Source organism: Flavobacterium acetivorans (genome assembly GCF_020911885.1).
Taxonomy (GTDB): domain Bacteria; phylum Bacteroidota; class Bacteroidia; order Flavobacteriales; family Flavobacteriaceae; genus Flavobacterium; species Flavobacterium acetivorans.
This window is the reverse complement of sequence record NZ_CP087132.1, coordinates 1,538,364-1,562,450: the sequence shown is the minus strand read 5'-3', so window position 1 is coordinate 1,562,450 and position 24,087 is coordinate 1,538,364. Positions and strand designations below refer to the sequence as shown.

The window sequence follows — 24,087 nt, the reverse complement described above, 5'->3', positions numbered from 1 at the left end:
ATAAGGAAAAAATTATGATTCCACAATTATTTGTAGAAAGCATCGATTTAGGTGATGGCAGAAGCATCACAATCGAGACAGGTCGTTTAGCCAAACAAGCAGACGGATCTGTAGTAGTAAGAATTGGAAAAACTGTAATTCTAGGTACAGTTGTTTCTTCAAGAAAAGCAAGTCCTGGGATCGACTTTCTACCACTTACGGTAGATTATCGTGAAAAATTTGCTGCAGCAGGTCGTTTCCCTGGCGGTTTCTTCAAAAGAGAAGCTCGTCCAAGTGATAGCGAAGTATTAACTATGAGATTAGTTGACCGTGTATTACGTCCACTTTTCCCAAGTGATTACCATGCTGAAGTACAAGTTATGATTCAATTAATGTCTTATGACGAAGACGTAATGCCAGATGCATTAGCAGGATTAGCCGCTTCGGCAGCACTGGCGCTATCTGACATTCCTTTTGAAACTTTAATTTCTGAGGCTAGAGTAGGAAGAATTGACGGTAAATTTATCATCAACCCATCTCGCGCACAATTAGCATTATCAGATATTGACATGATGATTGGAGCTTCAATGGATTCTATCGCAATGGTAGAAGGAGAAATGAAAGAAATTTCAGAAGCCGAAATGTTAGAAGCAATTAAATTTGCACACGAACACATTAAAGTACAAATTGCAGCTCAAGAAAGATTAGCAGCCGCTTTTGGAAAAAAAGAAGTTCGTACCTACGAAAAAGAAAAAACAGACGATGCTATTTACGCCAAAGTAAAAGCAGCGGCTTACGATAAAATATACGCAATTGCAAGCAAAGGTTCGGCTAAACACGAACGTTCAGCTGCTTTTGATGCTGTAAAAGAAGAAGTAAAAGCCTTATTTACTGAAGAAGAATTGGCAGAGAATGGAGATTTAGTTTCTAAATACTTCTATAAAACCAATAAAGAAGCGGTTCGTAATGTAACTTTAGATTTAGGAACGCGTCTTGACGGAAGAAAAACTACCGAAATCAGACCAATCTGGTCAGAAGTAGATTATTTGCCTTCTGTACACGGTTCAGCATTGTTTACACGTGGAGAAACTCAAGCTTTGGCAACAGCCACTTTAGGAACTTCTAGAGAAGCAAACCAAATTGATTCACCATCTGAACAAGGAGAAGAAAAATTCTATTTACACTATAATTTTCCACCATTTTCAACAGGAGAAGCTCGTCCTTTAAGAGGAACTTCAAGAAGAGAAGTTGGTCACGGAAACTTGGCTCAAAGAGCATTAAAAAACATGATTCCTGCTGATTGTCCTTATACAATCCGTGTCGTTTCTGAAGTATTAGAATCAAATGGTTCCTCTTCTATGGCTACCGTTTGTGCTGGAACACTATCTTTGATGGATGCCGGTATTCAAATGATTCGTCCCGTTTCTGGAATTGCGATGGGATTGATTACTGACGGTGAACGTTTTGCCGTTTTATCTGATATTTTAGGTGATGAAGATCACTTAGGAGACATGGATTTCAAAGTAACTGGAACTTCTGAGGGAATTACAGCTTGTCAAATGGACATCAAAATCGACGGATTGAAATATGAAATCATGGAGCAAGCTTTGGCTCAAGCTCGTGATGGACGTTTGCATATCTTAGGAAAAATAATGGAAACGCTTGACAAACCTAATGCAGATGTAAAAGCACACTCTCCAAAAATCATCACAAGAACCATTCCTGGAAACTTTATTGGCGCATTGATTGGACCTGGTGGAAAAGTAATTCAAGAATTACAAAAAGCTACCGGAACAACTATCGTTATCAACGAAGTAGACGAACAAGGTGTTATCGAAATTCTTGGAACTGATCCTGCTGGAATTGAAGCTGTTTTAGCGAAAATTCAATCCATCACTTTCAAGCCTCAAATGGGAGAAGCTTACGAAGTAAAAGTGATTAAAATGCTTGATTTTGGAGCTGTAGTTGAATATACTGCTGCACCAGGAAACGAAGTATTGCTTCACGTATCTGAACTAGCTTGGGAACGCACAGAAAACGTAGCTGACGTTGTAAAAATGGGAGATGTTTTCCAAGTGAAATACCTAGGTTTAGACCCAAAAACAAGAAAAGAAAAAGTGTCAAGAAAAGCGCTTTTACCAAGACCTCCACGCGAGGAGAAAAAAGAGTAATCAGATCTTAGTTTACTAAAGGTTCTTTTATAGAAAACCCCGATTCATGCATTTGAATTGGGGTTTTCGCATTTAATTAAAAAATCTTCATGACTTTTGTAACTTTTTAGCAACTCCACACGTATAACAACTCGTACACTTAAAATTGAGGAGACAAAACAACATGAGACAACTTAAAATCACCAAGCAGGTTACCAATCGTGAAACTGCTTCATTAGACAAATATTTACAAGAAATTGGAAAAGTTGACCTTATTACCGCTGACGAAGAAGTAGAGTTAGCACAAAAAATTAAAGCTGGGGACCAAAGAGCCCTTGAGAAATTGACAAAAGCGAATTTACGTTTCGTAGTTTCCGTAGCAAAACAATACCAAAATCAAGGATTAACCCTTCCTGATTTAATTAACGAAGGAAATTTAGGATTGATAAAAGCCGCACAACGATTTGATGAAACACGTGGTTTCAAATTCATTTCGTATGCCGTTTGGTGGATTCGTCAATCGATACTACAAGCTTTGGCAGAACAATCTCGTATCGTTCGTTTGCCTTTGAATAAAATTGGTTCTATCAATAAAATCAACAAAATGTACGCTTTACTAGAACAATCTAATGAACGTCCACCATCTGCTGAGGAAATTGCAAAAGAACTAGACATGACCGTAAATGACGTAAAAGAGAGCATGAAAAACTCTGGTCGTCACTTATCAATGGATGCCCCTCTTGTTGAGGGAGAAGATTCAAACCTTTATGACGTTTTACGTTCTGGCGAATCTCCAAATCCAGACAGAGAATTAATCCACGAATCTTTACGTACCGAAATTGAGCGTTCCCTAGAAACATTGACTCCAAGAGAAGCTGATGTTGTTCGTTTATACTTTGGCCTTGGTGACCAACATCCAATGACTCTTGAGGAAATTGGAGAAACTTTTGACCTGACTCGCGAGCGTGTACGTCAAATTAAGGAAAAAGCCATCCGTAGATTGAAACATACTTCTAGAAGTAAAATACTAAAAACTTACTTAGGTTAAAAAATATTTGTTTCAAGTTTAATATTCCAAATTATTTAGTTAATTTGGAATATTAAACTTGAAACTTTTTTAAAGCAAACAACAGTCTGATTAACTGTTCGTTTTTTGATTGATGATTGAAACTCCGGCTGATTACCGGAGTTTTACTTTTTCAGTAAAACTCTCGAAGTTCACTGAACTCCTATAAAAATAAATACAAAGCGAAGCACTCCCTTACGTAATACACAGATAGTTTACAGAATGTTCCTTCAACAAAAAAATCTTTCCAGTTTGTTTTAAATAAACTAATTTTGCACAAATAACTCAACTGTAAAGACGCAGCTCGTCTCAACACAACAACTACAAAATGAAGAATACACTTATCGCACCATCAGTCCTAGCGGCAGATTTTGGAAATCTACAACGAGACATTGAAATGATTAACAACAGCGAAGCTGATTGGTTTCATATCGACATCATGGACGGTGTTTTTGTTCCTAACATTTCTTATGGTATGCCAGTTTTAGAAGCAATAAACAAGCATGCTAAGAAAACTATTGATGTACACTTGATGATTATAGATCCAGATCGTTACATTAAAACTTTTGCTGAATTAGGAGCTAATGTATTAAGCGTACACTATGAAGCCTGCACACACCTTCACAGAACACTACAAGCGATCAAAGCAGAAGGAATGAAAGCTGGTGTAGCCATCAACCCACACACAAATATCGACTTACTAGAGGATATAATCAATGATATCGATTTAGTTTGTATTATGAGTGTCAATCCAGGTTTTGGAGGACAATCTTTCATCGAAAACACTTATGCTAAAGTTAAAAAGTTAAAAGATTTAATCACAAGAAAAGGAGCCTCTACATTAATCGAAGTGGACGGAGGAGTGACCAATAAAAATGCAAAACAACTGGTTGAAGCCGGAGCAGATGTTCTTGTTGCCGGAAGCTTTGTTTTTAAAGCAGTAAACCCAACAGAAACCATTGCTGATTTAAAGAAATTAACAGCATTCTAAAAAAGCAAAAACTCCCTTTCAAATTAGAGAAAGGGAGTTTTTTTTTATTTGTATTGATCTATAAGATATTTTATCAAATCAGTAGTAGTTACAATCCCAACCAACAAATCACCTAAACAAACCGGTAAGGCATGAAACTCGTTCTCAGACAAGATTTCAGCAGTTGCTTTTATAGTTGTTTCAGGCGATACGGTAATCAACTTCTTAGCCATTACCTGTTCAATAGTAAACATATTATAGAGCGTTACATCAACTACCTCCGCATCATCATCAACAGCATCAACAAATGAGATTCGCAATAAATCCGTATAGCTAAGCATACCAATTATTTTATTGCCATCCACAACAGGAATATGTCTAATTTTATGTTTCTTAAAAAGCTTTTCGGCTTTTATTAAATCATCTGTTTTATTTAATTTAATGACATTTTTAGTCATTATAACTGATACTGGTACCTTTTCTTTCATAATCTACTAGTTTTTTGATTTATTCAAAATTAACTCAAACAAAGCATTAAAAACATGATGTTTATCATCCGCAATTGCCCCATTTAATTCTTACAAAGAATACTCTTTCACAAATTCAAATAATCCTAAAACAAGAACCCTTTTCTACTGCAAATCGCTTTCCTCAAAGTTGATCATACTTCTAATATTATTATACAATTCAGGGAACTCCTGTTTAAAAAGCTGTGGCGTTTCAAAGAAATGTTCTAAAACTACAGCAAAAAATTCAGCCTGACTGGTATAAGCATAAATCCTTAAATAATTTGAAGCAATGAGATGATCCAAAACTTTAGGCTGCACTAAATACTCTTGTATTTTGACATAGGCATCTGCAAATACAACACTGCTTTGATCTTTAGCTTTTAAACCATGAAAATACAAAGCGTGAGCAAATTCATGCAGACCAAGATTAATATTATCGTTTTCAAATTGAAAACCTTCCTTAAAATCCTTCCAAGAAAAAACGACTGCCTTTACTCCCGGATTAAACTCTCCCTTATGAAATTCTTTATTTATCGTTGAAAAATACGCCTCTGGATAAATGATAATCTTATTAAATACCTTTATCAAATAGTACCTTATTCCAAAAGTAAGCATCACAAAAGTAGCCGAAACCAATACTTTAACCTGATCCGTAATGACAAAACCTTCTTTACCTATAAATTTATACTTCGATATAAATGCAGCTACCCTAAACTCAAAAAACCGCTTTCTTTTATCGGATAATTTTCCATAAAACACAAATTCCTTTTCCAAGATACTTCTTTGAGAAGCGGTTAATTTTTGTCCAAAAGGATACCAATGAATATAAACTGGTTTATTAAAAACAAGCACATACAAAGGCTCAATAATAGCCCCAAAAAACAACAAAGCGATAAAAAAACCAAAAAATACAATTATAAAAATCTGAACTAGACTCATCTATCTTACTTTTTAACCTAATTGATTGCTCTAAACTACAAAAACCAATAGTCGGAAACAAAAAAAGCAACAAAAAGACAAAAGTAAATTTGTCTTTTTGTTGCCCATATTGAAGTGGCCGCGACAGGGTTCGAACCTGCAACCCTCAGAGTCGAAATCTGATATTCTATCCAGTTGAACTACGCAGCCGTTATATTTGAGATTGTCGATTAATGATAGTAGATTTAAAAAAAAGTAATCAACAATCTAAATAAAATGCTACGTCAATAGTTTCTTAACGATTGTAGAAATCGTTTTTCCTTCTGCAGTTCCGCCTAATTGTGCCGAAGCCAATCCCATTACTTTACCCATTGAAGCAATTCCAGATGCTCCGGTTTCGGCAATGATTTTCACAATAACAGCTTCCACTTCAGCTTCACTTAATTGTGCCGGTAAGAACTTTTCAATTACAGCCACCTGTGCCAATTCTGGCTCAGCTAAATCCAAACGGTTTTGTTCTGTAAAAATCTTAGCACTCTCTTTACGGGTTTTAACCAATCTTTGAAGTAATTTTATTTCGTCAGCTTCAGAAATTTCCTCTTTTGATCCTGATGCAGTTTCAGCCAAAAGGATTTCAGATTTGATTGCTCTTAAAGCTTCTAAAGCTACCGTATCTTTGGCTCTCATGGCGGTTTTCATTTCGCCCATGATGTTTTTTGATAAACTCATTTTATTTTTATTTTATGAAGCGTTATCCGCTTTAGTTTAATTTTTTTTGATTTTTTGAAACTAATTTTAGCGTTTCAAATAGTAATGAAAAGCATTTGATGAGAAAACACTCTCATGAGAAGAACTATAAGTCCTCAAACATCATCACCTTCAATTATTGTGCTGCGAAGATAAAAAAAATAACCCGAAAATTAAATTCAATTTTCGGGTTGTTTTGATTTTGATTCAAGTTGACTAGTCTACATTGTCGTGTAAATACGAGTTATTAGAACGCAGCTGTAAATCATTATTGCTATCCATCCCAACAGATATTCTTGAAGTAGTATTATTAGCTTGTGTATTTGATATATCTATACCCAATCTTTTATAAGCAGGCTCCTTTTCATACTCATCAATTTTAGAAACATTGTTGTGAAACTTATAATTGAATTCTTTTAATTTTTTTCTTCTCTCATCGGCTCTAAGTCTTAGAGTCTCTTCGATCGTCATTTCCATAGGGGAGATTTCCTCTAATTTTGACGGAGCATTTGCATAACTCTCAACTTGCTTCATCGTGATGTTCAACTCCTCAGGAACAACCTCTTCAACTACTTTTGAAACAGGCTTAGAAGTCATAAAATCATTTTCTAATTCCATATATTCCTCTAGAGAATACTTGATAACCCCTTTATCCGAAACCTCCGTTACAGGCACAAATTGAACTGGTTGATTTACTTTTATATCTCGAGTTTCATTTGTTAATTCAAACAAAACCTCCGGCTCTTTTACCGCTACTGGCTCCGGCTTAGAAAGTGGTAAATCAAAAGAAAAAGTAGTTTGCTCTTGTCTTTCAATTGCTTTAGGTTGCGGCACTTCTTTAACTTCGACAGCTTTTGGAGCCGTAAAAGTAAAATCGGTATCTTTTATAGGAGATACGATTTCAAAAGCTACATCTAGGTTTTTTATAAACTCAGACATAGCCATCAAATCTTCATTCCCTTCTACAGGAACAATAGGTTCAGGAGCAACTTTATCTTCTGTTAATTCAAAAACTACTCTTTCTTCTGTATTGGCTTTCGGAGTTTCGGTATCTAAATCGAAAGCAGGAACCGTATTTTTAGTTAGATTATAAACACTTCTTTGTTCGTCTTCTAGCGTATGAATTATCTTTTTTGGCTCTGTATTTACAATCCCGTTTTGTTGTTCGATATCAAATCCTGTGGCAATAATTGTCACTGCAATAGCATCTCCTAATGTTTCATCTTCACCAACACCCATAATAATATTAGCATTGAAACCTGCTTCGGCTTGAATATGGTCATTGATTTCACCAATTTCATCCAAAGTGATTTCATTAGATCCAGAAACGATGAGCAACAATACGTTTTTGGCCCCTGTAATTTTATTATCATTTAGTAAAGGAGAATCTAAGGCTGAAATAATAGCTTCTTTGGCTCTGTTTTCGCCTGAAGAAACAGAAGAGCCCATAATAGCCGTTCCACTATTTGCCAAAACAGTCTTAGCATCACGTAAATCGATATTTTGCGTGTAGTGATGTGTTATTACTTCGGCAATACCTCTTGAGGCTGTAGCCAAAACTTCATCCGCTTTTGAAAACCCAGCTTTGAAACCAAGATTTCCATATACTTCTCTTAACTTATTGTTATTGATAACTATTAAAGAATCGACCTGTTTGCGCAGTTTTTCGATTCCTATTTTTGCTTGTTCCTGACGTACTTTCCCTTCAAACAAAAACGGCAATGTTACAATACCTACAGTAAGAATTTCTCTTTCTTTGGCCAATTGAGCAATTACTGGCGCTGCACCTGTACCGGTACCTCCGCCCATTCCTGCTGTAATAAAAACCATCTTAGTATTGCGATCCAACATTTTTTCGATATCGGCTATACTTTCTATAGCTGACTGTTGTCCCACATCTGGATTTGCACCAGCACCAAGACCTTCAGTCAAGTTTACTCCCAACTGAATTTTATTTGGAACAGCACTATTCTGTAATGCCTGAGAATCAGTATTACAAACAATAAAATCCACTCCTTTAATTCCTTGTTTAAACATGTGGTTTATAGCATTACTACCGCCTCCACCGACACCAATTACTTTGATTACATTTGATTGGTTTTTTGGTAAATCAAATGAAATACTTCCAAATTCTGAGTTGCTCATCATATTATTTGGTTTTTGATATTAATTATAAATTGTTGTTTTAATATTTTGGGCGTTACCCCTATTCTGCATTATCTAAAAAATCCTTAATCTTATCTACATAACGATCAAAAAAAGATCTCTTAATCTTATCTCCCGTAGATTCTTCTTTCTTTTCATATTTTTTAGTTTGCTCTTCCCGTTCTTCTTCTCTTAATTCATTAGTTTCGAAAGCAGGCGCTCTATAAACTGGTATTTTTGGAGCAACGATTTCGTCTTTTCTGACTGCGCTTTGAGTATTATTCTCAATACTATTCATTACCAGACCAACCGCTGTTGCATATAATGGACTTGAAAATTCCTCATCAGAATCACCCGCTAAATGCTCATTTGGATAACCTATTCTGGTGTCCATTCCAGTGATATATTCTACTAATTGCTTTATATGTTTTAGCTGTGCGCCGCCACCTGTAAGCACAATTCCGGCAATTAATTTCTTGCGCGGATCTTCGTGTCCGTAAGCTTTTATTTCTGTAAAAACCTGCTCTACAATTTCCACAACACGAGCATGAATTATTTTCGACAAGTTTTTCAAAGAAATCTCTTTTGGCTCTCTTCCTCTCAATCCAGGAATAGAAACAATTTCATTGTCTTTATTTTCTCCCGGCCAAGCAGATCCAAATTTCACTTTCAATAATTCGGCTTGCTTTTCAATAATAGAACAACCTTCTTTGATATCATCCGAAATTACATTTCCTCCAAAAGGAATTACAGCAGTGTGACGAATTATCCCATCTTTGAAAATGGCCAAATCTGTTGTACCACCACCGATATCAATCAAAGCTACTCCAGCTTCTTTTTCTTCCTGACTCAATACTGCATCTGAAGACGCTAATGGCTCCAACGTCAATCCTGACAATTCAATTCCCGAACTTTGGATACATCTTCCTACATTTCTTATTGACGAAGCCTGCCCCACTACGACATGAAAACTAGACTCTAATCTTCCGCCATACATCCCAATAGGCTCTTTGATTTCTGACTGCCCGTCAATTTTAAATTCTTGAGGTAAAACATGGATTATTTCTTCTCCGGGCAACATCGCCAATTTATTTACCTGATCAATCAAAAGCTGAATATCTGCCCCTCCAATTACTTCTTCAGGATTGTTTCTGCTAATATAATCTGTATGCTGAATGCTGCGTATGTGTTGACCTGCAATTCCCACAACAACATCTTTTATTTTATAACCCGAATTATTCTCGGCTTCTCCTATTGCTTGCTGAATAGACTGTATTGTTTGGGTAATATTGTTAACTACTCCTCTGGCAACACCTAAACTTTTAGCTTTACCAACTCCTAAGATCTCTAACTTACCATACTCATTTTTCTTGCCTATCATGGCAACAATTTTGGTTGTCCCAATATCTAGACCCACTGCAATATTCTCTTTTTCCATTATCTATTATTTAGTGCAAACTACTTGTTTTGTAAATCTGAGATCTATCTTTTTATATTTATACAACGAACTATCTAAAACTGCTTTTTGAAAAAAAGCTTTATAATCTTTAAATTTTTGTTCAAAATTAGCCGTTCCACCAAAATTAATTTGGTAATTGTAATTCCTATTAAGCATTTTTAAGCTCCCGCTCGGCATAATTTGAATCGCAATAATGTTTTTTTTCAAAAAATCATCATCATAAATTACACGTAACAATTGAACTAATTTATCGTTGTTTTTTTTATTTATTGCACCAGTTACAAGCGGAACTCTAGCTGTAAAATTGTCTGATAATGGCATTACACCCCCTTCATAATCAATATAAAAAGAGTCGTTTCCATCAAAAACCCTTGCTATTGGAGTCTTCTGTTTCACCACGGCTTTCAAAACACCATCAATACTTACAAACACATCCGATTGTTCAATCATCTCGTTCGAAGACAGCTTTCTTTCCAGCCTATTCAAAGCTAATTTTTCTTTTCTTATACTTGATGCGTTCTCATTATTTTCTATTAACAATTTATTAACCGTTTCTCTTTTCAAAAAAAGAGTATTTTCTCCAACAAAAACCACTACTGATTTTGTCAGTTTTCTATTTTGATTTCGCTTTGAAGTGAATGAAAATAGAAAAAGAACAACCCCAATCATCAGAAGCAATCTACTATTTGTCCAATTAAATATTTTCATTTAATGTTCGTTTTATCTCCCCTACTAATTCCCCAATATCACCTGCTCCTATAGTCACAATTATTGACGCATCACTCTTTAAAATTGCATCAACCACGCTTTCTTTTGAAACTAATTTCTTATTTGGATTATCAATTTTTCCCAACAACCATTCTGATGTTATTCCTTCCATTGGAAGTTCTCGAGCAGGATAAATATCCATCAAAATAACTTCGTCAAAGTTAGCAAGACTTTTGGCGAAATCAGCAGCAAAATCGCTTGTTCTGCTGAATAAATGAGGCTGAAAAACAGCCAAGACTTTCTTCGTCGGATACAATTCCCTAACTGCTTGATAAACTGCATTAATCTCCGTTGGATGATGCGCATAATCATCAATATAAACTAGACCATCCGTTTTTATCTGGTAAGAAAACCTTCTTTTTATTCCCTTAAATGAAGCTAAGGCTATCGCAATAGCACCGGTTGGGGTGCCGAAATTTATTGCCATTGCGATAGCCATTAAAGCATTCATTAAATTATGTTTTCCCGGTAAGCCAAAACGAAAATCTGCTAGAATCCCATCTGGAGTTTTTACATCAAAAACATAAGTCCCATTATCGATTCTAACATTAAAAGCACTATAAACCGCATCTTCATTTACAGCCACAGTTACACCTTCTAAAGGCAACTCCTTCGTTATAAATAATCTATTCTTATCTTCAATCTTATTCGCAAATTCCACAAAGGACTCTTCTATAGCTGCACTGGTACCGTAGATATCCAAATGATCTGCATCCATTGAAGTAATGCAAGCAATATTAGGATGCAAATGCAAAAAAGAGCGATCAAATTCATCAGCTTCTACAACAGTTACCGTTTTTCCGCTTCCTATCAAATTCGAATTATAATTCTCAACTATTCCGCCTATAAAAGCCGTAACATCGGCGCCGCTTTCATATAATATATGTCCTAAAATACTGGAAGTCGTTGTTTTTCCATGCGTTCCGGCAACGGCAAAACAAAAAGTATCTTTTGTTATTATCCCTAATACCTCGGCTCTTTTTTTAACATGATATTCTCTTTCCAAAAAATAATTCCATTCAGAATGAGTTTTAGGAACCGCAGGAGTAATAATCACCAAAGTATTTTCGACAAAATAGTCTTTTGGAATCAAGTTAATACTGTCCTCAAAATGAATAGCAATCCCGCTTTCGATCAACTCTTTTGTCAAAGTCGTAGGAGTCTTATCATAGCCCGAAACTTGCTTGCCGATATTTTTAAAATAACGAGCCAAAGCACTCATTCCGATACCACCAATCCCGATGAAATAGACGTTATGTATTTGATTTAAATTCATTGCTATCGCTTACTATTTATTTTTAATTAACTTCACAATTTCGTCAGCAATTCGTTTTGTTGCTTCAGGCATTGCTAATTCTTTTATATTCTCACTCAATTGTTTCTGCTTGCCTTGATCTTTCAATAAAGCTTCAAAAACAAGACTAAATTGAGAATCAAGTTCTGATTCTACCAGCAAAAGAGCTCCTTTTTTATCTACGATTGCTTTTGCATTTTTCGTTTGATGATCTTCGGCTACATTAGGCGATGGGATAAAAATTACCGGTTTTCCCACGATAGCTAATTCTGAAACCGAGGACGCGCCCGCTCTTGAAATAATCACATCAGCTGCAGCATACGCAAAATCCATTTTTTCGACAAAAGCTAACACTTTGACATTAGCTGAGTCATATTTCTTATAGTCCTCATAATACAATTTCCCGCATTGCCAGATTATCTGGATATCTTGGGAAAGCATATTTTTCAACTCTTTTTCAATTAATTGATTTACCCGTCTTGCTCCCAAACTTCCCCCAAGAACCAATAAGGTTTTTTTATTGGCATCTAAATTAAAAAATTCAATTGCTTCAGCTTTTTTCCCTTCAATATCAATTAAATCCTGACGCACTGGATTTCCAGTCAAAATCATTTTATCGGCAGGGAAAAATCGATCCAAATTTTCATAAGCCACACAAATTGCACTGGCTTTTTCACTCAATAACTTATTAGTAATTCCCGGATACGAATTTTGCTCCTGAATTACCGTTGGAACATTCATCAAACTAGCCATTTTTAACAACGGACCACTGGCAAAACCACCGGTACCAATAACAACGTCTGGTTTAAATTGTTTAATTATTTTTCGGGATTTCCATAAACTATCCGCTAATTTAAATGGAAACATTAGATTTTGTAAACTAATTTTTCTTTGCAAACCCGCAATCCATAATCCCTTAATTGAATAACCTGCCTGTGGCACTTTTTGCATTTCCATTTTATCTTTGGCACCCACAAAAAGAAATTCGGCATCAGGAAAACGCAACTTTAATTCATTGGCAATCGCAATAGCAGGATAAATATGTCCTCCGGTTCCACCGCCACTCAATATGAATTTATACTGCCTCATCTTATCTAAAATTATGATCGTTATCTAAAAAATTATTGCAAATTATTATTTATTCAAAACCGCATCCATCGGATTTGCTGCTTTATCTTCAATGGAATAATTATCTAAATTTTCTTCACCCGAAGCCAATTCCGCATCAATCAGTTTTTGAAGTGCTTCGTCTCTTTTGGCCGCCACTTTCAATTCCTCTTCAATTTCTTCATCTTTTTTGGTCACCCCAATGATGATTCCCAACGCAATACAAGTCATCCAAATTGATGTTCCTCCACTACTGATTAACGGCAATGTCTGCCCTGTTACGGGCAATAATTCAACAGCCACCGCCATATTAATCATGGCCTGAAATATCATAGGAAATCCTAAACCTACAACCACTAATTTGCCAAACATGGTCTTAGCTTTGTGCGAGGCGATAACAAATCGAAAAAGCAACAATAAATACAAAGCTAAAACCCCTAAACCTCCTATAAGCCCGTATTCCTCAACAATAATGGCAAAAATGAAATCAGAAGAAGACTGTGGCAAGAAGTTTTTTTGAACGCTTTTTCCCGGACCCAATCCATAAATTTTACCGGAAGCAATCGCAATTTTAGCTTTTTCGATTTGATAATCGTCTTCACCTGGTTTATCACTAATAAAACTTTCTACACGACTTTCCCAAGTATGCACCCTGTTTTTAAATGCATCCGGAAATGCTTTAGCAACTAAAATAAAAAAAGCTAGCGCCAAAATACCCATACCAATTATAAAACCAATATATTTTACAGGATATTTCCCAATGAATACCAAAATGATTATCATAGAGAAAATTAAGGCTGTAGTCGAAAAATTCGAAGGAAGAATAAATATCAACGTAACAAAAACTGGCAACCAAAGCTCTTTAAATGACTCCACAAAATCAATAGGTTCTTGCCTGGTTTTTGACAAATAACGAGCCACAAAAACAAATAACACCAAAGCCGCAAAAGCCGAGGGTTGAAACGAAATTCCTACCACAGGAATTTGAAGCCATCTACTCGCATTAGCTCCACCTATCACCGTTCCCTTTATCATTGTAATGGCCAAAACACACCAAACTACCGGCAATAACCATTTAGAAATAGAGCGAAAATAATGGTACGGAACTTTATGAATACAATAAATAATCATAAAACCGCAGCCAATATGTGCCAAATGCTTTACCAAATAGCCCAATGTATTGCCGGTTCCACGACCTAAATAAGCTAAATTACTGCTTGCACTAAATACAGGCATAAACGAAAACAAAGCCAATAAGGCCACAAACGACCATATCCCTTTATCTCCTTTTAATTTGCTTACTAGTTGTTTCATTTTAGGTTTTGACTTTTTTTAATTTAGGAATTAGGATTTCGCCCTTATAATGGAATTCTCAATCCTGAATTTCTTATTCTTTTATAAATTATAAACTGCTTGTTTAAACTGATTCCCTCTGTCTTCATAATTTTCAAACAAATCAAAACTGGCACAAGCCGGTGATAATAAAACAGTATCTCCTTTTTCAGTCAATCGTTGCCCCATTCTCACTGCATCATTCATAGTATTAACTTCAACCATTACATCCACCACGTTTCCAAAAGCTTCGATAATTTTTTTATTGTCGACTCCCAAACATATAATAGCTTTTACTTTTTCACGTACTAGCGACATTAACTCGTTATAATCATTTCCTTTATCAACACCACCAACAATCCAAACCGTTGGCGTATTCATACTATCCAAAGCGAAAAAAGTAGCATTCACGTTTGTTGCTTTCGAATCATTGATGTATTGCACATTCTGAATTTTCAAAACCTTTTCCAAACGGTGTTCTACCCCCTGAAAATTAGACATACTCTCACGTATTGTTGATTTGCGTATTTGCATCAATTTTGCCACAGAGGTTGCTGCCATTGCATTTTTCATATTATGTTTTCCTTCTAAGGCAATAGATTCTGTTTCCATTAAAAACTCCTCTTTATTGATAATTACTTCCATTTTATTGTTTTTTATATATGCTCCTTCACTGAATGTTTTGGTCAATGAAAAAGGAATTAATTTAGCTTTCGTTTTATTATTTTTCAACCATTTTTCTATGGCTTCGTCATCGGCATCATAAATGAGGTAATCTTCCTCAGTTTGATTCATTGTAATTCGGAACTTTGAATCAATATAATTTTGATAATTATATTCATAGCGATCCAAATGATCCGGACTTATATTGGTAATAATGGCTATATGTGGCTTATAATTTACAATCCCATCCAGTTGAAAACTACTCAATTCAAGAACATAGGAATCAAAATTATTTTCTGCAACCTGCCAGGCAAAACTCTTTCCAACATTTCCCGCTAAACCCACATTCAATCCAGCCGATTTAAGCAGATGATACGTCAACATTGTCGTAGTCGTCTTACCGTTACTACCAGTTATTCCAATTGTAATGGCTTTTGTAAAAGGAGCCGCAAATTCAATTTCAGAAATTACCGGAATTCCTTTTTCAACCAGTTTTTTAACAATCGCCGATTTCTCTGGAATCCCCGGACTTTTCATAACCACATTGGCATTTAGAATCAAATCTTCGGTATGCTTTTCCTCTTCCCACGCTATCTCATTATTAATCAGAACTTCTTTGTAAGATTCTTTTATTTTTCCAAAATCAGATACAAAAACATCATATCCTTTTTTCTTTCCAAGGATAGCAGTTCCAACACCACTTTCTCCTCCACCTAAAACAACTAATCTCATACTATCTTAGTTTTAAAGTGACAATTGATAGTATAGCCAACATGATTGCAACAATCCAAAATCGGGTTACAATTTTACTCTCATGATAACCTTTCTTTTGATAATGATGGTGAAGAGGCGACATTAAAAATATCCTACGTCCTTCGCCAAAACGTTTTTTGGTATATTTAAAATAACTGACTTGTAAAACAACTGAGAAATTTTCGACCAAAAATATCCCGCACAATAATGGAATCAATAATTCTTTTCGAACAGCAATTGCCAAAACTGCAATGATTCCACCAATAGTCAAACTTCCCGTATCCCCCATAAATACAGATGCCGGATACGAATTGTACCATAGAAATCCAATTAACGAGCCAACAAATGCCGCAATAAATACAGTCATTTCGCCTGAATTGGGGATGTACATTATATTAAGATAATTAGAGAAAATAATATTTCCTGAAACGAAAGTAAATATCCCCAATGCCAAAACTGATACTGCCGAAGTTCCCGCAGCGAGTCCATCAATTCCATCAGTTAAATTAGCTCCGTTAGAAACCGCCGTAATAATAAAAATCACAACCGGAATAAATATCAACCAAGCCCATTTTTCATAACCTTCTCCGGTCCAAGCCAACAACTCTGCATAATCAAACTCATTATTTTTAAAAAACGGAATGGTCGTAGCTGTAGATTTCTCTTCTAGAGGCGCTTGGGTGATGACATTCTCCGTTGTAACTTTAAAGACATCTGTTTTACCAGTATCTTTTCTTACGGTCACTCCAGGATGAAAATAAAGAACAAAACCTACAATTAAGCCTAAACCAACTTGACCGAATACTTTGAAAATCCCTTTTAAACCCTGTTTGTCTTTCTTGAAAATCTTAATATAATCATCCACAAAACCGATAGTCCCCATCCATAAAGTAGTCACAATCAACAACACGATATAAATATTATGCAGTTTAGCAAACAGCAAAACAGGCACTAGTGTAGCAAAAATGATAATCAAACCTCCCATGGTAGGTGTTCCCGCTTTTTCATTTTGACCTGCTAATCCCAGCTCTCGCACAGTTTCACCTACCTGTTGATTTTGCAAAAAGCGAATAATCCTTTTACCATAAATAGTAGACAACAACAAGGAAAGCATTAATGCCAGTGCCGATCTAAAAGTGATGTACTGAAAAACACCAGTCCCAGAAACGTCTAATGTTTTGTCTAAATATTCAAATAAGTAATACAGCATATTTTTACTATTTATGAAGTTGTTCTAATATTTCTTTAACTATTTCCATATCATCAAAATGATGACGCACACCATTTATTTCCTGATAGGTTTCATGTCCTTTTCCAGCAATCAAAATAATATCATTGGTTTGAGCCAGTTGACAAGCTGTTTTTATCGCTTGTTTTCTATCAGTGATTGCTAACACTTTTTTATAATTCTGAGCTGCAACCCCTTGCTCCATTTCATGAATAATCGTTTCCGGATCTTCATTTCTTGGATTATCAGAAGTCAATATCGCTTTATCACTCAAATCAGAAGCAATTCCGGCCATAATTGGTCGCTTGGTTTTATCTCTATTTCCTCCGCAACCCACAACAGTAATCAGTTGTTCATTTTTGGTCCGAATATCATTAATTGTTTTCAACACATTTTCCAAAGCATCTGGGGTATGTGCATAATCTACAATTGCAGTAATATTAGTATCGGAAACGATGTATTGAAATCTTCCCGAAACACTTTCCAACTCAGACAATAAACGGAGTGTTTCCAGACTATCTAAGCCCAACTCAATCGCGGTTCCATAAATAGCCAAAACATTATAAGCATTAAAAGTTCCGATTAGTTTTACCCAAACTTCATTGCCATCAACCTTCAACAACAAACCTGATAATTGGTTTTCAAGAATTTGCGCCTTATAATCCGAATAGGATTTCAAAGCATAAGTACGTTTTTTGGCCAATGTATTTTGCAACATAATCGTCCCATTTTTATCGTCAATATTTGACAGGGCAAAAGCTGTTTTAGGCAAATTATCAAAAAATGACTTTTTCACGTCTCTATACTCCGAAAAAGTAGGATGGTAATCCAAATGATCGTGAGATAAATTAGTGAATACACCTCCGGCAAAATGCAAGGCTTCAGTTCTTTCTTGATGAATCCCATGAGAACTCACTTCCATGAAACAATATTCGGCACCGGCATCAATCATCTCTTTCAAATAATGATTAATGGTTATGGAATCTGGTGTTGTGTGTGTCGCTTTGTACTCAAGATCATCCACCATTATTTTTACCGTAGACAATAAACCAACTTTGAAACCTGCTTTTTTAAATAATTGGTATAACAACGAAGCAATAGTAGTTTTCCCGTTTGTACCGGTTATACCTACTAGTTTTAATTTTTCGGAAGGATTTCCAAAATAATTAGCCGCCATAAAGGCCAACGCTTTATTCGTGTCTTTAACTTGAATATAGGTAATCTCTTTTTCAAAATTCTCTGGAAAAGTATCACAAACAATCGCTACAGCTCCTAACTCAATTGCTTTTTGAATGTAATCATGTCCATCCGAAATTGATCCTCGTATTGCTACAAAAACATCCTTTTGTTCAATTTTTCTAGAATCAAATTCAATTTTACCAATGGAAACATCCGTTGAACCATGAACCACTTCAATAGCTACTTTATACAATATATCTTTTAGCATAATCACAATAATTCTAGTGTTATGGTTGCGTTTTTCATTATATCCTGACCCGCTTGAAGGGATTGATTTTTTACTTTTCCTATTCCAACAGCTCTTACTTTTAAACCTAAATTCTCTAACAATGCAATTGCATCCATAGCCGGCATTCCTTTAACATTAGGAATTGACTGTTGCTGTTTTTGCACCTTGGCAAAATAAGTATTGTAACTTTCTTCCTGTTTTGGAATCTTTCTATTCAACTTTTTAATTTCATTCGTTGAAGGAGCATCAGTGAAAATTTTCTGTGCGATTCTTTTAAAAACAGGCCCAGCGACATCGGCACCATAATAATTGTTTCTTGCTGTACTTGGCTTATGCACCACCACTATGCAGGAATACTTTGGCTTGTCAGAAGGGAAATACCCCACAAATGAAGAAGCATAATAAAAGCTTGTTCCATCATTTTTCCCGTAATTCACTTTAACCGTACCCGTTTTACCCGCCATTGAAAAATCTTTGGAGTACAATTTAGAACCCGTTCCTTTCTTAACCACATTGGCTAATACCGCTTTTACTTTTGAGAGCGTCTCCGGAGAGCAAACCTTTGGATTAATAACTTCTTTCTCTTTTTTTACAATCGTTCGGTTCCATTCTTTAATTTCAGAAACAAATTGCGGTTTTACCATTTCCCCATTATTGGCAACCGCATTGTAAAAAGTTAAAGTTTGCATTGGAGTTACCGAAACACCGTAGCCAAAAGCCATCCAAGGAAGCGAAATATTTGACCAGTTTTTATCGCTTGGCTGCGGAATATAGGGTCTTCCTTCTCCCTTAAAATCCATATTTAATTTTTTATTAAATCCGTACGAATTAACATGTTTAATAAACCTAGAAGGATTGTTTTTATAATTATCATAAACCGCTTGTGCTACTACTGTATTTGACGATAATTCAAATCCTCTAGCCAAAGAAACTTTTCCATACCCCCCTTTTTTAGAATCCCTTACTACTTTTCCCGAATATCTTACTTCGCCCCCATTAGTATCATAAACGGTACTAGTATCTGCAACTTTGTCTTCCAAAATAGCCATTAAATCAACCAGCTTAAATGTAGAACCCGGCTCATGAGACTCTGCAACGGCATAATTAGTGGTCTCATAATAGCCTCCATTTTTATCCCTTCCTAAATTCGAAATGGCTTTTACATGACCGGTATTAGTTTCCATAACTACAACACAGCCATGATCCGCCTCAAAATCCTCCAATTGTTTCAACAAAGCATGATGAGCTATATCCTGAATATAAACATCAATGGTAGAAATCACATCATAACCATCTCGAGGATCTATTTCATTAACATCTCTGATTGGTTTCCATTGGCCTTTTGCAATTTTTTGTTTTAAAACCTTACCGTCTTTTCCATTTAGATAATCTCTGTAAGCCCATTCGATTCCTTTTCCGTCAAAAGTCCCGTCAGGCCTTTTTCTCTCATAACCAATAGTTCTTTCCGCAATTTTACCTATTGGATGTTCTCTGATTGTTTTTTGTTCAATTATAATACCTCCTTTGTTTGCTCCAAGATTAAACAAAGGGAAACTTTTAATTTTCACATATTCAGTGTAACTTAAATTGCGTGCAATTAAATAATAACGATTCTTATTTGCTCTAGCTTTCCTAAGCTCATTTAAATAAAAACCACTGGATTTTCCTAAAATAGACGCCAATGAATCCGATAAGGACTCGACATTTTTATCAAAATTTTCTTTTTTAGGCGCAAGAGCATCAAATCGTATCTCATAATTTGGTATCGATGTCGCTAATAGGCTCCCATCAGCCGAATAAATATTTCCTTTATTAGAAGGAATAACGAAGTTCTTAACCGTTCTTTCTTTGGCTAATTTTCGATAATAATCCCCTTCCACCCATTGGATATTAGTTAACTTTACAGCTATCGCAATGGCTATCAAAAAAATAGCAAAAGCAACCAGATAGATTCTATACGATATTTGTTTATCTTCTACTGCCATATTTTTTTAAGAAAACTTTTTTCCTCTTCTTTTTTTACCTTAATCTTAACTGGAGGAACTGTTGATGGAAAAATTTGTCTTTCGAGCATTTTCTCTGAAACAGTCGACTCCATTTTTAATTTCATTAACTGAGAACGCTTATCTACAAACTCTGATCGCAGTTCTTTCACTTCATTTGTCAACCCGGCAATCATAAACACTTTTTGCTCAAAACGTTGCGTATTAGCAATCATAATTATAGCCAGCAAAATAAGAAAAACGATAAAGCGCCAATTTTTAACCGCATCATCATCGATAAGAAACCTTGCTTTTAATATGTTATACACACCGTATTTCATACCTTATAATTATATCTTTTCTGCTATCCTTAATTTTGCACTTCGCGCTCTATTGTTTATCCTAATCTCCTCTTGATCCGGAATAATTAGCTTTCCTATTGTTTTAAACGGAACTGAAAAATTTCCAAAAAAATCACGCTCCGGTTCTCCTTCGAACATTCCATTCTTCATAAATCGTTTCACCAACCTGTCTTCCAATGAATGATAAGAAATAACACTCAATCTTCCGCCTGGACTCAAGATCTCCAAGGATTGCTCCAGAAACTCCTTCAAAACATCCATTTCCTGATTGACTTCAATTCGAATGGCTTGATAAATTTGAGCCAAAATTTTATTTCTAACTTTTTCAGGTAAATATTTAGCCAAAACCTCTTTCAGTTCATCTGTAGTCTTGATCGATTGTTTCTCCCTTGCCTCAACAATTGTTCTTGCCAAAGCAGGAGCACTTTTTAATTCACCATAATCTAAAAAAACTCTTTTTAAATTTACCTCATCATATTCATTTACAACTCGGTACGCATTAAGATCATTTTTCTGACTCATTCTCATATCCAAACCAGCATCAAATCGAGTAGAAAAACCTCTTTCAGCAACATCAAACTGATGAGAAGAAACTCCTAAATCAGCCAAAATCCCATCTACACTCTTTACACCATGAAAACGCAAAAAACGCTTAATGAACCTGAAATTTTCATTAATAAGAACAAATCTCTCATCAGACAAAGCATTAGCGAGAGCATCCTCATCCTGATCAAAAGCAAACAACTTACCGTTTGGACCTAATCTTCTTAAAATTTCTTTTGAATGCCCACCTCCACCGAAGGTCACATCAACATACACCCCATCAGGCTTAATATTTAAACCATCAACTGATTCCTGAAGCAAAACCGGATTATGATATTCCATTGTCGTCGTCATTTATATTTCCCATTACTTCTTCTGCTAAATCGGCAAAATCAATATCTTCACCGCTTATCGATTTCTCATACAAGTCTTTATCCCAAATCTCAACTATATTCACTGCCGAAGAAAAAACAACATCCTTAGCTATACTTGCAAAAACCACTAAATCTTTAGGCACCAAAAGTCTCCCCAAAGCATCTATTTCAACTATTTTTACACCCGCTGTAAACCTTCTAATAAAATCATTATTCTTCTTAACAAAACGATTGAGCTTGTTGATTTTTTGCATCATCAAATCCCACTCCTCCATTGGATACAACTCTAAACAAGGCTGAAAAACAGAACGCTTCAAAACGAAACCGCTTTGAAGTGAAGTAGCCAATTGCTTTTTCAAAGGAGACGGCAACAAGACCCTTCCTTTAGCATCGACTTTACATTCATATGTCCCTACAATCGTGTTCAAGCGCGTTTTTTATTAAAATTGATGTAGAGCAAAAATATAAAAAAAATTACCACCATTTACCACAATCTACCACTTTGTTAATAAGTTTAACCACTTTTTACAAAAAACCCTTAATTTTTAGACTGTCAATAGATTAGCTATCCCAAAGTATCCTTGCAAGAATGTTCATACAAGACAAAAAACAACAAACAATACGAATAAAATCCCAACCCAAAATCACATTATTTTGAACACAAAAAGTCTTAAAAAACCATCTTTTCCACTTCAATAAAAAGGATTGAAAAACAAAAAAAAGTTCTCAAAAATTCATTTTAATTTATTAAATCCTATATTTGTGAAAATTGAAAATCACCATCCAAAAAACATGGAAAAAAACTATAAGAAAGAAGGTAAATACAGCTATTATGAAGCAGGAGAGGGAACTCCAATTGTAATTTTACACGGCCTGATGGGAGGCTTGAGTAATTTTGACGCAGTTGCGAGCCACTTCTCTAAAAAAGGATATAAAATAGTCATCCCAGATTTACCTATATACACCCAAAACATTCTAAAAACGAACGTTAAAAGTTTCGCCATTTACGTTAAAAATTTCATCACTTTCAAAGGATTCGACAGAGTCATCCTTTTAGGAAATTCACTAGGAGGCCATATCGCCTTATACCACACTAAAATGTATCCTGAAAAAGTTGCCGGACTAGTTATTACAGGTAGTTCCGGATTATACGAAAGCGCCATGGGTGACAGCTACCCAAAAAGAGGCGACTATGAATACATCAAGAAAAAAGCCGAAGACGTATTCTACGACCCTAAAATTGCCACACCAGAACTTATTGACGAAGTTTATGCCACAGTTAATGACAGAATAAAACTAATAAAAACCCTGACGATTGCCAAAAGCGCCATTCGTCACAACATGGCAAAAGACTTACCTAAAATGCACGTTAAAACTTGTATAATCTGGGGAAAAAACGATAAAGTTACGCCACCAGAAGTCGCAGAAGAATTCAACAAATTACTTCCTAACTCCAACTTATACTGGATAGACAAGTGTGGACATGCGGCCATGATGGAACAACCACAGGAATTCAATCGCCTACTCGAAGAGTGGCTAACAGAAAGCCATTTATAAAGCACCCTCTCTCTAAAAGAGATTTACACAAACAGAATATGAAAATCAATACCGCCGAATTTGTAATTAGCAACTCTGATGTAAGCAAATGCCCTAAGGACTTTTTGCCCGAATATGCTTTTATAGGCAGGTCTAATGTTGGAAAGTCATCATTAATCAATATGTTGACCAACCAAAAAAAATTAGCCAAAACATCAGGAAGACCAGGAAAAACACAGCTGATTAATCATTTTTTAATCAACAACAATTGGTTTTTGGTAGATTTACCTGGATACGGCTATGCCAAAGTATCCAAAAAAACCAAATCGGTTTTCCAGCAATTCATAACGGACTATTTTGAAACCAGAGAACAATTAGTTTGTGCTTTTGTTTTGATAGACATTCGCCACGAAGCCCAAGCCATCGATATTGAATTCATGTCTTATATGGGAGAAAGCGAAATTCCTTTTTGTATCATTTTTACCAAAGCTGACAAGATCAGTAAAACAAAAATTGATTCCCATATTGCAGCCTACAAGAAAAACATGTTTGCCAATAACTGGGCCGAAATGCCGCACTATTTCGTGACCTCTGCCACAGAATCAATAGGAAAAGACGAAGTTTTAAATTATATAGACGAAGTAAACCAAGAGGTTTTCAAAAACAACAGTCAGTTTTAGAAAACTTATTTAACATAAAAAAAATTCCAAAACTCAATCTGAAGAGTTTTGGGA

The 24,087-nt window shown here is 35.4% G+C and carries 21 protein-coding genes and 1 tRNA gene; 5 read left to right on the top strand and 17 right to left on the bottom strand.

The window, feature by feature from the left end; genetic code table 11:
* Window positions 1–14 precede the first annotated feature (14 nt).
* The 3 genes from LNP19_RS06930 (at window position 15) to rpe (ending at window position 4,186) form a co-directional block, all read left to right on the top strand.
* On the top strand, window positions 15–2,150 hold the full coding sequence (locus tag LNP19_RS06930; protein WP_230064048.1) for a polyribonucleotide nucleotidyltransferase: 2,136 nt from the start codon (window positions 15–17) through the stop codon (window positions 2,148–2,150).
* A 163-nt stretch (window positions 2,151–2,313) separates the two neighbouring features.
* Window positions 2,314–3,177: a sigma-70 family RNA polymerase sigma factor gene (locus tag LNP19_RS06925; protein ID WP_026707723.1), complete on the top strand. Its 864-nt coding sequence runs from the start codon at window positions 2,314–2,316 to the stop codon at window positions 3,175–3,177.
* Window positions 3,178–3,523: 346 nt separating this feature from the next.
* Window positions 3,524–4,186 (top strand): ribulose-phosphate 3-epimerase, encoded by a 663-nt coding sequence (gene rpe / locus LNP19_RS06920; RefSeq protein WP_230064047.1) that lies wholly within the window; start codon window positions 3,524–3,526, stop codon window positions 4,184–4,186.
* A 44-nt stretch (window positions 4,187–4,230) separates the two neighbouring features.
* Here rpe and LNP19_RS06915 read toward each other — a convergent pair whose 3' ends face one another.
* The 17 genes from LNP19_RS06915 to LNP19_RS06835 all read right to left on the bottom strand — a co-directional run bounded on the left by LNP19_RS06915 (window position 4,231) and on the right by LNP19_RS06835 (window position 22,245).
* Window positions 4,231–4,653, bottom strand: a complete 423-nt coding sequence (locus LNP19_RS06915) for a CBS domain-containing protein (protein WP_230064046.1) — start codon at window positions 4,651–4,653, stop codon at window positions 4,231–4,233.
* Between the two features lie 144 nt (window positions 4,654–4,797).
* Window positions 4,798–5,613 carry a zinc-dependent peptidase gene (locus LNP19_RS06910; RefSeq protein WP_230064045.1) on the bottom strand — a complete coding sequence of 272 codons (816 nt, stop codon included), beginning with the start codon at window positions 5,611–5,613 and terminating at the stop codon, window positions 4,798–4,800.
* A gap of 115 nt (window positions 5,614–5,728) precedes the next feature.
* A tRNA-Arg gene (locus tag LNP19_RS06905) sits at window positions 5,729–5,802 on the bottom strand.
* Between the two features lie 69 nt (window positions 5,803–5,871).
* Window positions 5,872–6,321: a GatB/YqeY domain-containing protein gene (locus tag LNP19_RS06900; RefSeq protein WP_230064044.1), complete on the bottom strand. Its 450-nt coding sequence runs from the start codon at window positions 6,319–6,321 to the stop codon at window positions 5,872–5,874.
* A gap of 234 nt (window positions 6,322–6,555) precedes the next feature.
* Window positions 6,556–8,487: a cell division protein FtsZ gene (gene ftsZ / locus LNP19_RS06895; RefSeq protein WP_230064043.1), complete on the bottom strand. Its 1,932-nt coding sequence runs from the start codon at window positions 8,485–8,487 to the stop codon at window positions 6,556–6,558.
* A gap of 58 nt (window positions 8,488–8,545) precedes the next feature.
* On the bottom strand, window positions 8,546–9,922 hold the full coding sequence (ftsA, locus tag LNP19_RS06890) for a cell division protein FtsA (RefSeq protein ID WP_230064042.1): 1,377 nt from the start codon (window positions 9,920–9,922) through the stop codon (window positions 8,546–8,548).
* A 6-nt stretch (window positions 9,923–9,928) separates the two neighbouring features.
* On the bottom strand, window positions 9,929–10,651 hold the full coding sequence (locus LNP19_RS06885) for a cell division protein FtsQ/DivIB (RefSeq protein WP_230064041.1): 723 nt from the start codon (window positions 10,649–10,651) through the stop codon (window positions 9,929–9,931).
* Window positions 10,638–11,987, bottom strand: a complete 1,350-nt coding sequence (gene murC / locus LNP19_RS06880; protein WP_230064040.1) for a UDP-N-acetylmuramate--L-alanine ligase — start codon at window positions 11,985–11,987, stop codon at window positions 10,638–10,640. The genes LNP19_RS06885 and murC overlap by 14 nt, the downstream gene beginning before the upstream one ends.
* 12 nt (window positions 11,988–11,999) lie before the next feature.
* Window positions 12,000–13,094: an undecaprenyldiphospho-muramoylpentapeptide beta-N-acetylglucosaminyltransferase gene (gene murG, locus LNP19_RS06875; RefSeq protein ID WP_230064039.1), complete on the bottom strand. Its 1,095-nt coding sequence runs from the start codon at window positions 13,092–13,094 to the stop codon at window positions 12,000–12,002.
* Window positions 13,095–13,139: 45 nt separating this feature from the next.
* Window positions 13,140–14,426 (bottom strand): FtsW/RodA/SpoVE family cell cycle protein, encoded by a 1,287-nt coding sequence (locus tag LNP19_RS06870; protein WP_230064038.1) that lies wholly within the window; start codon window positions 14,424–14,426, stop codon window positions 13,140–13,142.
* Between the two features lie 81 nt (window positions 14,427–14,507).
* Complete coding sequence (murD, locus tag LNP19_RS06865) at window positions 14,508–15,839, bottom strand: UDP-N-acetylmuramoyl-L-alanine--D-glutamate ligase (RefSeq protein ID WP_230064037.1); 1,332 nt, start codon at window positions 15,837–15,839, stop codon at window positions 14,508–14,510.
* A gap of 1 nt (window position 15,840) precedes the next feature.
* Window positions 15,841–17,070: a phospho-N-acetylmuramoyl-pentapeptide-transferase gene (gene mraY / locus LNP19_RS06860; RefSeq protein WP_230064036.1), complete on the bottom strand. Its 1,230-nt coding sequence runs from the start codon at window positions 17,068–17,070 to the stop codon at window positions 15,841–15,843.
* A 7-nt stretch (window positions 17,071–17,077) separates the two neighbouring features.
* Window positions 17,078–18,541 carry a UDP-N-acetylmuramoyl-L-alanyl-D-glutamate--2,6-diaminopimelate ligase gene (locus tag LNP19_RS06855; protein WP_230064035.1) on the bottom strand — a complete coding sequence of 488 codons (1,464 nt, stop codon included), beginning with the start codon at window positions 18,539–18,541 and terminating at the stop codon, window positions 17,078–17,080.
* Complete coding sequence (locus LNP19_RS06850) at window positions 18,538–20,541, bottom strand: penicillin-binding protein (RefSeq protein ID WP_230064034.1); 2,004 nt, start codon at window positions 20,539–20,541, stop codon at window positions 18,538–18,540. Before LNP19_RS06850 ends, LNP19_RS06855 begins: the two co-directional genes overlap by 4 nt.
* Window positions 20,532–20,879, bottom strand: coding sequence for an FtsL-like putative cell division protein (locus LNP19_RS06845; protein ID WP_230064033.1), 348 nt, complete (start codon window positions 20,877–20,879; stop codon window positions 20,532–20,534). The genes LNP19_RS06850 and LNP19_RS06845 overlap by 10 nt, the downstream gene beginning before the upstream one ends.
* A gap of 9 nt (window positions 20,880–20,888) precedes the next feature.
* On the bottom strand, window positions 20,889–21,797 hold the full coding sequence (rsmH, locus tag LNP19_RS06840) for a 16S rRNA (cytosine(1402)-N(4))-methyltransferase RsmH (RefSeq protein ID WP_230064032.1): 909 nt from the start codon (window positions 21,795–21,797) through the stop codon (window positions 20,889–20,891).
* The gene (locus tag LNP19_RS06835) at window positions 21,772–22,245 is read right to left on the bottom strand and encodes a division/cell wall cluster transcriptional repressor MraZ (protein ID WP_230064031.1); all 474 of its coding nucleotides are present in this window, start codon (window positions 22,243–22,245) and stop codon (window positions 21,772–21,774) included. Before LNP19_RS06835 ends, rsmH begins: the two co-directional genes overlap by 26 nt.
* A gap of 364 nt (window positions 22,246–22,609) precedes the next feature.
* Between LNP19_RS06835 and LNP19_RS06830 the strand changes: the two genes are divergently transcribed.
* Together LNP19_RS06830 and yihA are read left to right on the top strand one after the other, a co-directional pair.
* The gene (locus tag LNP19_RS06830; protein ID WP_230064030.1) at window positions 22,610–23,374 is read left to right on the top strand and encodes an alpha/beta fold hydrolase; all 765 of its coding nucleotides are present in this window, start codon (window positions 22,610–22,612) and stop codon (window positions 23,372–23,374) included.
* Window positions 23,375–23,412: 38 nt separating this feature from the next.
* The gene (gene yihA, locus LNP19_RS06825) at window positions 23,413–24,033 is read left to right on the top strand and encodes a ribosome biogenesis GTP-binding protein YihA/YsxC (RefSeq protein ID WP_072942575.1); all 621 of its coding nucleotides are present in this window, start codon (window positions 23,413–23,415) and stop codon (window positions 24,031–24,033) included.
* The last annotated feature ends 54 nt before the right edge of the window (window positions 24,034–24,087 follow it).

Excerpts from the sequence above, each read along its gene's own strand:
- LNP19_RS06930 (WP_230064048.1), top strand. The coding sequence starts at position 15 with ATGATTCCACAATTATTTGTAGAAAGCATCGATTTAGGTGATGGCAGA.
- LNP19_RS06925 (WP_026707723.1), top strand. The coding sequence starts at position 2,314 with ATGAGACAACTTAAAATCACCAAGCAGGTTACCAATCGTGAAACTGCT.
- rpe (WP_230064047.1), top strand. The coding sequence starts at position 3,524 with ATGAAGAATACACTTATCGCACCATCAGTCCTAGCGGCAGATTTTGGA.
- LNP19_RS06915 (WP_230064046.1), bottom strand. The coding sequence starts at position 4,653 with ATGAAAGAAAAGGTACCAGTATCAGTTATAATGACTAAAAATGTCATT.
- LNP19_RS06910 (WP_230064045.1), bottom strand. The coding sequence starts at position 5,613 with ATGAGTCTAGTTCAGATTTTTATAATTGTATTTTTTGGTTTTTTTATC.
- LNP19_RS06900 (WP_230064044.1), bottom strand. The coding sequence starts at position 6,321 with ATGAGTTTATCAAAAAACATCATGGGCGAAATGAAAACCGCCATGAGA.
- ftsZ (WP_230064043.1), bottom strand. The coding sequence starts at position 8,487 with ATGATGAGCAACTCAGAATTTGGAAGTATTTCATTTGATTTACCAAAA.
- ftsA (WP_230064042.1), bottom strand. The coding sequence starts at position 9,922 with ATGGAAAAAGAGAATATTGCAGTGGGTCTAGATATTGGGACAACCAAA.
- LNP19_RS06885 (WP_230064041.1), bottom strand. The coding sequence starts at position 10,651 with ATGAAAATATTTAATTGGACAAATAGTAGATTGCTTCTGATGATTGGG.
- murC (WP_230064040.1), bottom strand. The coding sequence starts at position 11,987 with ATGAATTTAAATCAAATACATAACGTCTATTTCATCGGGATTGGTGGT.
- murG (WP_230064039.1), bottom strand. The coding sequence starts at position 13,094 with ATGAGGCAGTATAAATTCATATTGAGTGGCGGTGGAACCGGAGGACAT.
- LNP19_RS06870 (WP_230064038.1), bottom strand. The coding sequence starts at position 14,426 with ATGAAACAACTAGTAAGCAAATTAAAAGGAGATAAAGGGATATGGTCG.
- murD (WP_230064037.1), bottom strand. The coding sequence starts at position 15,839 with ATGAGATTAGTTGTTTTAGGTGGAGGAGAAAGTGGTGTTGGAACTGCT.
- mraY (WP_230064036.1), bottom strand. The coding sequence starts at position 17,070 with ATGCTGTATTACTTATTTGAATATTTAGACAAAACATTAGACGTTTCT.
- LNP19_RS06850 (WP_230064034.1), bottom strand. The coding sequence starts at position 20,541 with ATGGCAGTAGAAGATAAACAAATATCGTATAGAATCTATCTGGTTGCT.
- LNP19_RS06845 (WP_230064033.1), bottom strand. The coding sequence starts at position 20,879 with ATGAAATACGGTGTGTATAACATATTAAAAGCAAGGTTTCTTATCGAT.
- rsmH (WP_230064032.1), bottom strand. The coding sequence starts at position 21,797 with ATGACGACGACAATGGAATATCATAATCCGGTTTTGCTTCAGGAATCA.
- LNP19_RS06830 (WP_230064030.1), top strand. The coding sequence starts at position 22,610 with ATGGAAAAAAACTATAAGAAAGAAGGTAAATACAGCTATTATGAAGCA.
- yihA (WP_072942575.1), top strand. The coding sequence starts at position 23,413 with ATGAAAATCAATACCGCCGAATTTGTAATTAGCAACTCTGATGTAAGC.